At 71.4% G+C, this 12,845-nt stretch carries 10 protein-coding genes; 2 read left to right on the top strand and 8 right to left on the bottom strand.

From position 1 onward, the window contains the following. The 3 genes from FNH04_RS09990 to FNH04_RS09980 all read right to left on the bottom strand — a co-directional run. On the bottom strand, positions 1 to 1,004 hold a 1,004-nt coding region (locus tag FNH04_RS09990; protein ID WP_152782474.1), incomplete at its 3' end, for an ArsA family ATPase. A 187-nt stretch (positions 1,005 to 1,191) separates the two neighbouring features. Then, a complete protein-coding gene (locus FNH04_RS09985; RefSeq protein WP_152782472.1) occupies positions 1,192 to 1,635 on the bottom strand; it encodes an SRPBCC family protein in 444 nt (147 codons plus the stop codon). A 130-nt stretch (positions 1,636 to 1,765) separates the two neighbouring features. After that, positions 1,766 to 2,521 (bottom strand): metallophosphoesterase family protein, encoded by a 756-nt coding sequence (locus FNH04_RS09980; RefSeq protein WP_322722843.1) that lies wholly within the window; start codon positions 2,519 to 2,521, stop codon positions 1,766 to 1,768. A 337-nt stretch (positions 2,522 to 2,858) separates the two neighbouring features. Between FNH04_RS09980 and FNH04_RS09975 the strand changes: the two genes are divergently transcribed. Further along, positions 2,859 to 4,655, top strand: coding sequence for an AMP-dependent synthetase/ligase (locus tag FNH04_RS09975; protein ID WP_152782468.1), 1,797 nt, complete (start codon positions 2,859 to 2,861; stop codon positions 4,653 to 4,655). Positions 4,656 to 4,692: 37 nt separating this feature from the next. On the opposite strand, the gene FNH04_RS09970 is transcribed toward FNH04_RS09975, so the two are convergent. Then, the gene (locus FNH04_RS09970; RefSeq protein WP_449343785.1) at positions 4,693 to 6,360 is read right to left on the bottom strand and encodes a GMC oxidoreductase; all 1,668 of its coding nucleotides are present in this window, start codon (positions 6,358 to 6,360) and stop codon (positions 4,693 to 4,695) included. 105 nt (positions 6,361 to 6,465) lie between these two features. After that, entirely contained in the window at positions 6,466 to 7,608 is a 1,143-nt protein-coding gene (locus FNH04_RS09965) for a glycosyltransferase family 4 protein (RefSeq protein WP_152782464.1), read from the bottom strand. 176 nt (positions 7,609 to 7,784) lie between these two features. Between FNH04_RS09965 and FNH04_RS09960 the strand changes: the two genes are divergently transcribed. Next, positions 7,785 to 9,011: a glycosyltransferase family 87 protein gene (locus FNH04_RS09960; protein WP_152782462.1), complete on the top strand. Its 1,227-nt coding sequence runs from the start codon at positions 7,785 to 7,787 to the stop codon at positions 9,009 to 9,011. 83 nt (positions 9,012 to 9,094) lie between these two features. Here FNH04_RS09960 and FNH04_RS09955 read toward each other — a convergent pair whose 3' ends face one another. The 3 genes from FNH04_RS09955 to FNH04_RS09945 form a co-directional block, all read right to left on the bottom strand. Further along, positions 9,095 to 10,312, bottom strand: a complete 1,218-nt coding sequence (locus FNH04_RS09955) for a hypothetical protein (RefSeq protein WP_322722841.1) — start codon at positions 10,310 to 10,312, stop codon at positions 9,095 to 9,097. Positions 10,313 to 10,356: 44 nt separating this feature from the next. After that, positions 10,357 to 11,379 carry a C40 family peptidase gene (locus FNH04_RS09950; RefSeq protein ID WP_322722840.1) on the bottom strand — a complete coding sequence of 341 codons (1,023 nt, stop codon included), beginning with the start codon at positions 11,377 to 11,379 and terminating at the stop codon, positions 10,357 to 10,359. Positions 11,380 to 11,675: 296 nt separating this feature from the next. Then, on the bottom strand, positions 11,676 to 12,710 hold the full coding sequence (locus FNH04_RS09945) for a C40 family peptidase (RefSeq protein WP_322722839.1): 1,035 nt from the start codon (positions 12,708 to 12,710) through the stop codon (positions 11,676 to 11,678). Positions 12,711 to 12,845: the final 135 nt, after the last annotated feature.

The following is a 12,845-nucleotide window of genomic DNA, read 5'->3' as shown; positions in this document are numbered from 1 at the left end:
GGAGGGGAGGGAGCCGGATTGACGTCGGGCACGTCGAGCGCGGCGAGATCGTCACCACCTCGGGGGTCGCGGCCGAGGTGGGCGACCTCGTGGACCTGGACATGGGCTTCCGGCCTGGCCTCTCCGCCGTCCTTCCCGCCGCCGTCGCTCCGGTCGCCGTCCTTCGCGCCGTCGTCGTTCCGGCCGCCGTACGCGTCCCGCCAGTGCTCCAGGGCCTTGCGCTGCTGGGCGACGAGGCCCGCGAGCCAGGTGTCGGCCGTGGTCCCGGGCAGGACGCGGTTGGCGACGAGCGCGTCGAGGCGCAGACCGCGCAGGGCGAGGCCGACGGTGACGGTGCGCACGTGGTCGGTGCCGCCGGGTCCCGGTTCGGCGACCAGCCGTACGGTCGTGGAACTCTCCTCCAGGACCGACTGCACGGCGGCCAGCTCGATGTCCCAGCGGGCGGCCGTGTCGTACAGCCACTCCGCGGGCATCGGTACGCCGGCCAGGCGTCCGAGTACGGGGCGCAGGGCGCGGGCGGCCTGGCGCTCCGGGGGCAGCAGGCGGCGCAGATAGCGGCGGAGCTCCTCGGGGAGGCCGAGGAGCGCGAGCGCCTGGGGGCCCGGGGGCAGGTCGACGACGAGCAGGCCGTATGCCTCGGAGAGCGTCGCGTCGCGCAGGGCGCGCAGGAGGGTGAGCTCCTCGGCGCCGGGCAGCGGGGTGAGCTCCTCGGCGTCGAGGCGGGAGGCGCCGAGGAGGTCGAGGACGGAGGTGGCCCGCTCCTGGAAGGCGACCAGGTCCGCCCGGAAGCCCTCCGCCGCGTCCGGCCGCCATGCGGTGAGGCCGGCGGCCGCCTCCACGGGCTCGGCACCGGTGGGCACGCCGAGCACCGCACCGAGGCTGTCGGTGCGGTCGGCGCTGAGTACGAGGGTGCGGGTGCCCTCGCGGGCGGCCTTCAGGGCGGTGGCCGCGGCGACCGTCGTACGGCCGCTGCCGCCCTGGCCGGTGATCAGGATGGTGCGCATGGGAGTGCACCGTACCCTCCGGGCAGTGGCCGGGTGCGTCTCGTCTGCCTGGTAGCGGGCGGTGGGCGGCCGCGGGTTTGTCGTGGCCTGTCGTGGCTTGTCGCGCCCACGCGGCGGAGCCGCACGGTGTCACAGCCCCGCGCTCCTGAATCAGGGGGCTGCGCCCCGATTCAGGAGCGCGCCTCCCCTACTTCGACCCCGACTCGACCCGCTTCTTCAGGCCCGCCAGAGCCCGGTCGATGATGACCTTCTCCGCCTTGCGCTTGATCATGCCGAGCATGGGGATCTTGACGTCCACCGTCAGCTGGTACGTGACCTCGGTGGAGCCCGCGCCGGCCGGCTTGAGGATGTAGGAGCCGTCGAGGGAGCGGAGCATCTGGGACTTGACCAGGGTCCAGGAGACCTCGTGCTCGCCGGTCCAGGTGTAGGCGAGGACCTGGTCGTCCTTGATGGCGCCGGCGTCCATGACGAGACGGACCTGCTCCGCGCGCCCCTGGGTGTCCGCCGCCAGGACCTCTGCCTCCTTCACCTCGCCCGTCCAGTCCGGGTAGCGGGCGAAGTCGGAGATCACATCCATGACCTCGGCCGGTTCCGCCTCGATCGTGATGCTCGAACTGGTGTGTTCCGCCATCGCCGTGGCTCCTCCAGATGCGGTCCGGTGAGGGAGGGTCGTACGCACGTGTGTGCAGCGTGAAGGCTACCGTGCGACCGCCGAACCATCGCCACCCCACCTGGGGTCCGTCGTCATCCGGGACCGGGAGTCACCATTCCAGGGCCCACGGTGTGCCGCTGCCGGCGAAATGGCCGACGTTGACGCACTCGGTCGCCCCGATCCGCATCCTCCGCGCCAGCGGCTGGTGGACATGGCCGAAGAGGGAGTAGCGCGGGCGCGTGCGCCGGATCGCGTCCAGCAGGGCGCGGCTGCCCCGTTCGAAGCGGCGCGCGACCGTGTCGTACACCAGCTCCGGCACCTCCGGCGGGATGTGGGTGCACAGCACGTCCACCTCGCCGACCGCCTCGATCTTCGCCGCGTACTCCTCGTCGCTGATCTCGTACGGCGTCCGCATCGGCGTCCTGAGACCTCCGCCGACGAACCCGAAGGTCCAGCCGCCGATCTCCACGCGGTCGCCGTCCAGCACGGTCGTGCCCGGCCCGGCGTACTCCGGCCAGAGGGCCGGCATGTCGACGTTGCCGTAGGTGGCGTACGTAGGAGTGGGGAAGGCCGCGAACAGCTCGGCGTACTGCTTGCGCACCGCCTTCTCGATCACGGCGGACCTGTCCGAGGCGATACCGGCCCAGAGACGGGCACCGAGCTCGCGGGCCTCCTCGAAGCGACGGGCGGTACGCAGCGCGACGAGCCGGTCGGCGTTCTCGGCGCCGAACAGATCGGGGAAGATGCCGCGCGAGTGGTCTGCGTAGTCGAGGAAGAGCACCAGGTCACCGAGACAGATCAGGGCGTCGGCGCCCTCGCCGGCCCGGGCCAGGTCACGTGCGTTGCCGTGCACGTCGCTGACCACGTGAATCCGTGTCCTGCCGCTGCCGCCTGGTGTGGGTGCCATGGTGATCAAGCGTAGGCGCGTGGCGCAAACGTGAACAGAGGTGGCCGGACCTGTGGTTACTGGCCAGTTGCGAATTCCGTGGACTACTGTGCGCCATGGAAAGCCCGTCATGTGTGACGGTGAGAACATCTCGCCCGGACCCCTGTCGCTGATGGCATACCGGCGGGTAACGTCCGGTCAGTCCAGTAGTGCTCAGGATTTCAACATGTGAATCCCGGAGTACCTGCCCGAGTCTTGGACCCACCGTCGCAGCACACAGAGTCGTGGCGCCGGCGCCCTATGAGGAGCAGCAGTCTTGCGCGAGTTCAGCCTTCCGGCTTTGTACGAGGTCCCCACGGACGGCAATCTCACCGACATCGTCCGGAGAAACGCCGCGCAGCACCCCGAAGCAGCCGTGATCGCCCGCAAGGTGGGCGGTGCCTGGGAGGACGTCACCGCCGCCGCCTTCCTGGCCGAGGTGCGGGCCGTCGCCAAGGGGCTCATCGCCTCCGGGGTGCAGCCGGGTGACCGGGTCGGGCTGATGTCGCGCACCCGGTACGAGTGGACGCTGTTCGACTTCGCGATCTGGTCCGCGGGCGCGGTCACCGTGCCGGTGTACGAGACCAGCTCGCCGGAGCAGGTGCAGTGGATCCTCAGCGACTCGGGCGCCACCGCCTGTGTCGTGGAGCTGGACACCCACACCGCCGCCGTCGAGTCGGTCCGCGACCGGCTGCCCGCCCTCAAGAACGTCTGGCAGATCGAGGCCGGCGCCGTGGAGGAGCTGGGCCGCCTCGGCCGGGACGTCACGGACGCGATGGTCGAGGAGCGCGGCTCGCTGGCCAAGGCCGACGACCCGGCGACCATCGTCTACACCTCGGGGACGACCGGCCGCCCGAAGGGCTGTGTGCTCACCCACCGCAGCTTCTTCGCCGAGTGCGGGAACATCGTGGAGCGGCTGCGCCCCCTGTTCCGTACCGGCGAGTGCTCAGTGCTGCTCTTCCTGCCGCTCGCCCACGTCTTCGGGCGGCTGGTGCAGATCGCGCCGATGATGGCGCCGATCAAGCTGGGCACCGTCCCGGACATCAAGAACCTCACCGACGAGCTCGCCACCTTCCGGCCCACGCTGATCCTCGGTGTGCCGCGCGTCTTCGAGAAGGTCTACAACTCGGCGCGCGCCAAGGCCCAGGCGGACGGCAAGGGCAAGATCTTCGACAAGGCCGCGGACACGGCCATCGCGTACAGCAAGGCCCTGGACACGCCGTCGGGCCCGTCGATCGGGATGAAGATCAAGCACAAGGTCTTCGACGTCCTCGTCTACAGCAAGCTGCGGGCCGTCCTCGGCGGCAAGGGCGAGTACGCCATCTCCGGCGGCGCCCCGCTCGGCGAGCGCCTCGGCCACTTCTTCCGCGGCATCGGCTTCACGGTGCTGGAGGGCTACGGCCTGACCGAGACCTGCGCGGCCACGGCCTTCAACCCCTGGGACCGGCAGAAGATCGGCACGGTCGGCCAGCCGCTGCCCGGCTCGGTGGTGCGTATCGCCGACGACGGCGAGGTGCTGCTGCACGGCGAGCACCTGTTCAAGGAGTACTGGAACAACCCGGGCGCGACCGAGGAGGCGCTGGCCGACGGCTGGTTCCACACCGGTGACATCGGCACCCTCGACGAGGACGGCTACCTCAGGATCACCGGGCGCAAGAAGGAGATCATCGTCACCGCGGGCGGCAAGAACGTCGCCCCGGCCGTGATCGAGGACCGGATCCGCGCGCACGCGCTGATCGCGGAGTGCATGGTGGTGGGCGACGGGCGGCCGTTCGTGGGCGCGCTGGTCACCCTCGACGAGGAGTTCCTGGGGCGCTGGGCCGCCGAGCACGGCAAGCCGGCGGGCTCCACCGCGGCGTCGCTGCGCGCGGACGCGGACCTGAACGCGGCGATCCAGGCCGCGGTCGACGACGGCAACGCCGCGGTGTCGAAGGCGGAATCGGTGCGGAAGTTCCGCATTCTGTCCTCCCAGTTCACTGAGGACTCGGGCCACCTCACGCCGTCACTGAAGCTCAAGCGCAATGTGGTGGCGAAGGACTTCTCGGACGAGATCGAGACGATCTACCAGGGCTGAGCCCACGATCTACCAGGGCTGAGCCCCACCGGGGGTTCTATGGCGCGGTGTCCTCGACCAGGACCCGCGCCATCGTCCGTTCCGCGAGCGCGGTGATCGTCACGAACGGGTTGACCCCGATCGACCCGGGCACGAGCGAGCCGTCGGTGACGTACAGCTTCGAATACCCCTTCACGCGCCCGTAGTTGTCCGTCGCCTTCCCCAGTACGCAGCCGCCGAGCGGGTGGTACGTGAAGTCGTCGGCGAAGACCTTGTTGGACGAGCCGAACAGGTCGTACCGGTAGATCGTGGAGTTGGCCGAGTTGATCCGGTCGAAGAGCTTCTTGGCCATGGAGACGGACACCGCGCTCTGGGCGGCGCTCCAGCCGAGCTTCACGGAGTCGGTCGCGGAGTCGTAGGTGAACGACGCGCGCTCGGGGTTCTTGGTGAGCGCGAGATAGAGGCTGACCCAGTGCTCCAGTCCCGTGGGCAGCGGAGCGATCTCGGCGAAGACGGGGTTGGAGGTGTTCGCCCAGTCGTCGATACCCATGACCGGCATCGTGGACTGGTTCTCGCCGACGGTGTCCCACAGGTGGTTGGCGCGCCCGAGCATCACGTTGCCGTTCGTGCCCCAGCCGGCGCCGACGCCGGCGTCGAGGGCGGGCAGGGTGCCCTTCGCCCGTGCCCGGACGAGGAGTTCGGTGGTGCCGACGCTGCCGGCACCGAGGAAGAGGTAGGTGCAGCCGTACTCCTTGGTCTCGACGACCGCGCCGGTGTCGTCGATGCGGTCGACGGTCACGACGTACGTCCCGTCGCTCGCCCTGCGGATGCCCCTGGCCCGCTCCATGGTGTGGATCGTGACGTTTCCGGTGCCCAGCGCCGAGGCGAGGTAGGTCTTGTCGAGGCTGCGCTTGCCGTGGTTGTTGCCGTAGATGACCTCTTGGCCGAGCGCGGACTTCGTCGCGGTGCCGGCCGCCTCGCGCTGCATGTATCCGAAGTCGTAGACGCTCGGGACGAAGGTGGTCTTCAGGCCCGCGTTCTGGGCGTGCTTGCGGGAGATCCGGGTGAAGCGGTACCACTCCGTGGACTCGAACCAGGCCGGGTCGATGGAGTTCACGCCGAGCATGGAGCGGGCACGCGGGAAGTACGTGCTGTACATCTCGGCGGTGTCGACCGTGGGGAACTGCTCGGCGAAGTACGACTGGAGAGGTGTGACGGCCATGCTGCCGTTGACCAGCGAGCCGCCTCCGACGCCGCGGCCGACGTACACGGACATGTTGGCGAAGCGGACACGGTCGAGGACGCCGGGGTAGGAGTCGATGTCCTTGTTGACGACGTCCAGCCACAGGAAGGTGGCCAGCGGCGCCTCCGTGCGGGTCCGGAACCACATCGATCTCTTGTCCGGGGCCGCGGTGGAACAGAACACCTTGCCGTCCGGGCCGGGGGTGTTCCAGAGCCTGCCCATCTCGATGACGAGTGTGCGGATACCGGCCTGGCCGAGGCGGAGGGCGGCCACGGCGGCGCCGTAGCCGGAACCGATCACGATCGCCGGGGAGTTGTCGACGGCCGCGGGCTCGGCCGCCTGAGCCGACTGGAGGCCGATACGGGTGAGCCCGAGGGCGGCGGCCGTCTGGAGGGCTGCCATACCGAGGATTTGGCGACGGGTCAGGTTGCGAGCCGCCCCCTGACGCAGCGTCAAGTGACGAGGAGTCAGTTTTTCTGTCATGTGCGCAGCATGGGCCGATTTCCGACATCCGCCTAGAGGGTGCGCGAATATCCCTTTGACGACCGGCGGGCCACGCGACGCCGGGATGATCCGAACGACAGGCCCCTAGAGCAACGCCTGCAACTTCTCCGCCAGCAGGTCCCAGCGCCACTTCTCCTCGACCCACTCCCGGCCCCGCTCCCCCATACGGCGGCGGAGCTCCGGATCGTCGAGGAGGGCGAGGACGCGGTCGGCGGTCTCCTCGGAGGAGCCGCCGCGGACGACCCAGCCGGTCTCGCCGTCGAGAACCGCATCGGGGGCGCCGCCCGAGTCGCCGGCCACCACGGGGAGCCCGGTGGCGGACGCCTCCAGGTACACGATGCCGAGGCCCTCCACATCCAGCCCTCCCCGGCGCGTACGGCACGGCATGGCGAAGACGTCACCGGCGCCGTAGTGGGCGGGCAGCTCGGACCAGGGCACGGAGCCGGTGAAGCGGACCGAGTCGGCGACCCCGGTGTCGCGCGCGAGCCTGCGCAGGTCCTGCTCGTAGGGGCCGCCGCCGACGATGAGCAGCACCGCCCGGGGCTGCCGGGCCAGGATGCGGGGCATGGCCCGGATGAGCGTGTCCTGGCCCTTGCGCCGGACGAGGCGGGAGACGCAGACCACCACGGGGCGGTCGGTCAGGCCGAGACGGGCGCGGACCTCGTCGCCGCCCGAGCCGGGGTGGAAGGTCTTCTCGTCGACCCCGGGCGGAAGCTGGACCATCCGCCCGGCCGCCTCCGGACTCAGCGCGGTCGCGATACGGGAGCGGGTGTACTCACCCAGGTACGTGATCGTGTCCGTGGCCTCACCGATCCGGCCCAGCAGCTGACGCGCGGCGGGCAGCTGCGCCCAGCCCGCCTCGTGCCCGTGCGTGGTGGCCACGAGCCGCTCCGCCCCGGCCTTCCGCAGCGCGGGCGCCATCAGACCGAGCGGGGCCGCCGCACCGAACCAGACCGACGTACAGCCGTGCTCCCGCAGCAGCGACACAGCCCGCCGGGTGGCTCCCGGAGTCGGCAGCAGCATGGTCGTCCGGTCGCGTACGACGGTGAAGGGCTGCTCGGCGTCGAAGGCGGCCGTCGCCTCGACTCCCTCGCGGCTCCGCTTCCAGGTGGACGCGTAGACGACGAGCCGCTCGGGGTCCAGCCGCAGCGCCATGTTGTGCAGGAACGCCTGGATGCCACCGGGCCGGGGCGGGAAGTCGTTGGTCACGATCAGGGTCTTGTGCATCTCGCCGCCGACCCTACCGAACGGGCCAGGGGGAGCCGTTACCACAGCTGGCCCCGGCCGCGCTTCAAGGCGTCTCACAGCGGGACAGGCCATCATGTCCCCACACATGAGTCCCACGGGCCACACGGGCCCGTACGCACCCACACGCACCCCCACGGACAGAGACGCAGGTGGACATGGCGGGCACACGGCGGTTCCCGGTCGGGCTCCTGGCGGTCTGGGGCGCGACCAGGCTCGTCCTGCTGCTCTTCGTGCTGAAGGTCTTCCGGTTCCCCGGCCCGGACGTCACCAGCGACGTGTCGGTCATCTACCAGGGCTGGTACGAGATCCTGCGCACCGGAACGTATCCGCTGGACGACGTGACCTGGCAGTACCCGCCCGCCGCCGCGCTCGCGATCCTCTCCCCCGCGCTGCTGCCCTTCCTGGACTACGCGACCGCGTTCTTCGCGCTCGCCTTCCTCGCCGACCTGACGGTCCTGGCCCTGCTGCGGTACGCGGGGAGACGCCCCGGCGGGACTCCGCGCGGCTCCTGGGTGTGGGTGGTGGGCGTACCGCTGCTCGGGCCGACCGTGTACGCCCGATACGACGTGATGGTGACAGCGGTGGCGGTCGCCGCGCTCATCGCCGGAACGCGCCACCCGCGCGTGCTGGGGGCGCTCGCGGCCTTCGGGGCGCTGGTGAAGGTGTGGCCCGCGCTGCTGCTCCTGGGAGTGGCCAGGCGCAGGGCATGGGTCTTTGCCGCGGTGACCGCCGTGGCGCTGGCCGCGCTCTTCGCCCTCTCGATGCCGGGCGCCTTCGCCTTCCTGACCTTCCAGCGCGACCGGGGCACGGAGGTCGAGTCCCTGGGCGCGCTCGTCTTCCACGTGGCCCGCCACTTCGGCTGGGAGGGCGAGGTGCTGCTCCACTACGGCTCGGTGGAGTTCCTCGGCCCGTACGTCTCCGCCGTGAGCACGGCGGCCCTGCTGCTGAGCGCGGTGGCGTTCGGCTGGCTGGTGGTGTGGCGGCTGCGCGCCAGGCGGTTCGGGCCGCACACGCCCGCGGAGGCGGCCTTCGTGGCGGTGCTGATGTTCACGACCACGAGCCGGGTCATCAGCCCGCAGTACATGGTGTGGCTGGTCGGCCTCGCGGCGGTCTGCCTGTGCTTCCGGGCCGGCCGGATGACGGTACCCGCGTGTCTCGTCCTGGCCGCGAGCCTGGTGACGGTGCTGGAGTTCCCCGTCTGGTTCGCGCACGTCGTCGCGAGCGACTGGCTGGGCATCCTGCTGCTCTCCGTCCGCAACGGCCTCCTCGTGCTGGCCACCCTGCTCGCCGCCCTGGAACTGTGGCAGGGCACGGCCTCCCCGGCACCCCCGGCCCAGGTCCCCGGTCAGACGGCCCGCACCAAGGAGCCGCTCTCCTCCTGAGCACCGCGCCGCATGGCCGGCACGAGCACCGCGCACCGCACCGCCATGGACAGCGCGAGGGCCAGAAGCGGGCGGGTTGAGGCTCAGCCCAGCTGCGTGCGCAGATACGTCCGCCACTGTGCCGTGAACTGCTCCGGTGTCGTCCCGAGCACGTCCCGCAGCGCGTCCTCCACGGCGCCCTCCCGCTTCTCGTGCTCCCCCACGGCCCGGTAGAACTCGTTCAGCCGGGCCTCGCCCCATCGGCCGGCGATCATCCGGCAGGCCAGCCAGCCGCTCTCGTACGCCTGCGCGAGCCGCGTCGAGTCTCCGTCGAATCCGAAGTCCACGTCGTCCGGCAGGCGGCTCGGTGCGCGCCCCTCCCGTACGGCCCGCTGGAGCTCCGGCGCGACCTGGGCCGCCGTCCGCCCGGTCCCCAGGTAGCCGACCCAGTCGGCGTACCCCTCGGAGAGCCACAGGGGCGTGGCCGCGGTCGTGTGGGCGCGGGTGGCGACATGGGTGGTCTCGTGGGTGAGTACGACCTGTCGGCCGGCGGCGCCGAGGACGCCGTACGCCTCCGGGTTGAGGATGACGCGGTCCGCGGGGGCCTTCGGTGAGCCGCCCACCTCCCCCGTGGTGACCGCCGCGATCCCCCGGTACCCGGACGCCGGGGCGCCGAGCAGCCCGGCCATCTCCTCCAGCGACTCCGGTACGAGGACCACAAGCCGCCCCGCCCAGTCGTCGCCCCACGCCTCGGTCACGGCGGGTACGGCGCGGTCGGCCAGTTCCGCGTATCCGCGCAGGGTGGTGTTCCGCTGCCCGACCCCGAGGACGAGGCTGCGCTCACCGCGGACGGCCCGGACGGCGCCCTGCTCCCACAGCTGCGCGGTGCCCTTCCTCGCGGGTTCGTCGGAGGCGACGTACCAGGTGCCGTCGTCGCGGGTCAGGGTCAGCGCTCGGGCGGCCGTGACGGGGGTCCTGTCGTATCCGCGTATCCGGTAGTGGAGTTCCGCCTCGGCCGTCGCCCGGTCCCCGGAGCGCTGGAAGCCGGTCAGGCGGTACGACCAGGAGGTCAGAGGGACGGCGCGCAGGTTGGCGAACTCGGCCATTCCGGTGGCGAGTTGGTCCCGGCTGTCGGACATCGGCGCCTCGGTCCTCCGGTACGCCGGCTCGTCCCGCTCCAGCACGGCCGCGGCCCGCCGGTCGAGTACGCGCTGGACGTCGGCGCGGGCCTGGTCGGGCGCGGGACCGCCACCACAGCCCACGAGGACGGCGAACACCAGGGACAGCACCGCCCCCACCGCACCACGCCTTCGACCAGCCACCTTCCCGATCGTACGGTGGCCCGCGGCCCGTGGCGTACGCCCGTTCAGACCCGGGTGACCGAGGAGACCGGCATCATGTCGACGGGGTCGTAGCGGACGGGGGCGCCCGGGTACGGGGCGTGGATCACCTGGCCGTTGCCCGCGTACATGCCGACATGGCTGGCGTCGTCCCGGTAGAGGACCAGGTCGCCGGGGCGCGCCTCGGACAGCGGCACCTGGCGGCCGGCGTGCCGCTGGGCCTGCGAGGTGCGCGGGAGCCCCGTACCGGCCTGGGCGTACGACCACTGCACGAGGCCCGAGCAGTCGAAGCCGCCGGGCCCGTTGGCGCCCCACACATAGGGCTTGCCGAGGGCGGAGCGGGCGGCGGCGAGGGCGGCGGCCGCGCGGTCGTCCGGCGCGACGGCGGTGCCGGGGCCGGGCAGGTCCGCGCGGCCGGTGCGGGAGGCCCGGTCGTAGGCGGCGCGCTCGTCGTCCGGGAGGGAGTTGAGCAGCTGCCGGGCCCTGGCCAGCTTCCGCTCGACGGTGCGCTTGTGCCGCGCGACGGCCGTGCGGCTCCTCTCCAGCTCCTCCAGCTTGCCGGTGACCCCCGCGCGCTGCCGGGCGAGGTCGCGCATGGCGCGCCGGAGGTCGTCGAGCTCCTCGGCGTGGTGGGCGCTGATCCGGTCGAGGGCGGCGGCTCTGTCGAGGTAGTCCTCGGGGTCCTTGGAGAGCAGCAGGGTGAGCGAGGGCTCGATCCCGCCGCTGCGGTACTGGGCGCCCGCGAGCGCGCCGAGCGCCTCCCGCATACGGTTGATGCGCTCCTGCTTGCGGGCGATCCGGTCCTGTGCGGAGCCGACCTGCTCGCGCAGCGCGTCGGCACGCTCGTCGGCCTCGTTGTACGCCTCGGTGGCCCGCTCGGCCTGCTCGTAGAGACGGTCCACGTCGGCACGGGTGTCGTCGGTGGGCGCGGCGGAGGCCGGCCCGGCCGGTACGGCTCCGAAGGCGGCGGCCGCGGCGGACAGCACGCAGACCGCGGCGCTGGCGCCCCGGTCGAACCCGGACGGTACAAGACGGCGGTGGGACCCCACGGGAAGCCGCTCTCCCTTCACTGGCTGGCATGGACGGTTTCCGCGATGTCGGGAAACGAGGCCAGACAGTAACCGTGCGACCACGCACCGGCCAAAGGCGCTCGGCGGGCACACAGCGTGACGCCCCGCCTCAGAACCAGGTCATCAGCGGGGCACGGGGTGTGTGCGGGCTGCCGCAATTCGCCCGTTCGGACGGTATGGCGGCCGATCTTGGAGGGGCTCAGAGCGGAGCCCGGCCATCACGGTGTGTGACCGGCCGGGCTACGGGGACATTCGGGTCGCGGAGACCGCCGGGGTCAGATCCGGACGCCGAACTGGAACGGCATGTTGTTGATCGACTCGTAGCGGACGACCGTGCCGGTGCGGGGCGCGTGCAGCACCTGGCCGTTGCCCGCGTAGAAGCCGACGTGGTGCAGGTCGCCGTAGAAGATGACCAGGTCGCCGACCTTGAGCTCGCTCTGCGAGTAGATGCGCGTACCCGCGCTGGCCTGGGCCTGCGAGGTGCGCGGGATGGCGACGCCGGCCTGGGCGTAGGCCCAGGAGGTGAGGCCCGAGCAGTCGTAGGAGCTGGGGCCGGAGGCACCGTAGACGTACGGCTTGCCGATCTGGCTCTGGGCGGCGGCATAGGCCTCGGCGGCACGTCCGCTCGCGGCGGAACCGCCGCCGCCGAGGGCGTCACGCTGGCTCTCGCGGCTGGCGCGTTCGTCGGCGGCGTCGAGGGCCGCCTTCTCGGCGGCCGTCAGGGAGTTGAGGAGCTTCTGGGCCTGCGCGAGCTTGGCCTGAACCTCCTTCTTCTTCTTGCCCAGGGTCTCGCGGGTGTCGGCGAGGTCCTCGAGCTTCTCGGAGGCCTCCTGGCGCTGCTGGGCGAGCGAGCGCTGCTTCTCCTGGATCTTCTTGAGCGACTCGACCTGCTGGGCGCTCAACTGGTCCAGCGTGGACGCCTTGTCGAGGTAGTCGTCCGGGTCGGAGGAGAGGAAGAGCTGGACGGAGGAGTCGATGCCACCGGTGCGGTACTGGGCACTGGCCGCGAGGCCGATGCCCTCGCGGAGCTTGTTGAGGTCCTCCTGGCCACGGGCGACGTTGTCCTGGAGGGTGGAGATCTCCTTCTGGAGCTTCTCCTGCTTCTCCTTGGCCCCGTTGTACTTCTCGGTGGCCTTCTCCGCCTCTTCGTAGAGCCTGTCGACCTTGGACTTGACCTCGTCCTTGCTCGGCTTCTCGCTGGGCGCGGCGTTCGCGGCCTGCGAGGTCAGGGCCACGGCAGCGGCAGCGGCGGTGGTGAGCACGGTCACACGTGCGCGGTTCGGCTGCTTCGGTCGACGGTGGGACGCCACGGAGGCGAGCTCCTTCTTCCTCCAGCCGCCTACCGACACGCCGGTGGGCGGTGCCCCTCCACCGTCACTCCTCATGAGCGATCACCCGAGCGGAGGTGCGTGGCCAGACCCTAGTGACCTTCTTGTGATCAGATC

Source organism: Streptomyces phyllanthi, from assembly GCF_009377205.1.
In the GTDB taxonomy this organism is placed as follows: domain Bacteria; phylum Actinomycetota; class Actinomycetes; order Streptomycetales; family Streptomycetaceae; genus Streptomyces; species Streptomyces phyllanthi.
This window is presented reverse-complemented; position numbering and strand designations above follow the sequence as displayed.

Coding starts and splice junctions, on each gene's coding strand:
- FNH04_RS09960 (WP_152782462.1), top strand. CDS start 7,785: ATGGCGGGCACACGGCGGTTCCCGGTCGGGCTCCTGGCGGTCTGGGGC.
- FNH04_RS09965 (WP_152782464.1), bottom strand. CDS start 7,608: ATGCACAAGACCCTGATCGTGACCAACGACTTCCCGCCCCGGCCCGGT.
- FNH04_RS09970 (WP_449343785.1), bottom strand. CDS start 6,360: ATGACAGAAAAACTGACTCCTCGTCACTTGACGCTGCGTCAGGGGGCG.
- FNH04_RS09985 (WP_152782472.1), bottom strand. CDS start 1,635: ATGGCGGAACACACCAGTTCGAGCATCACGATCGAGGCGGAACCGGCC.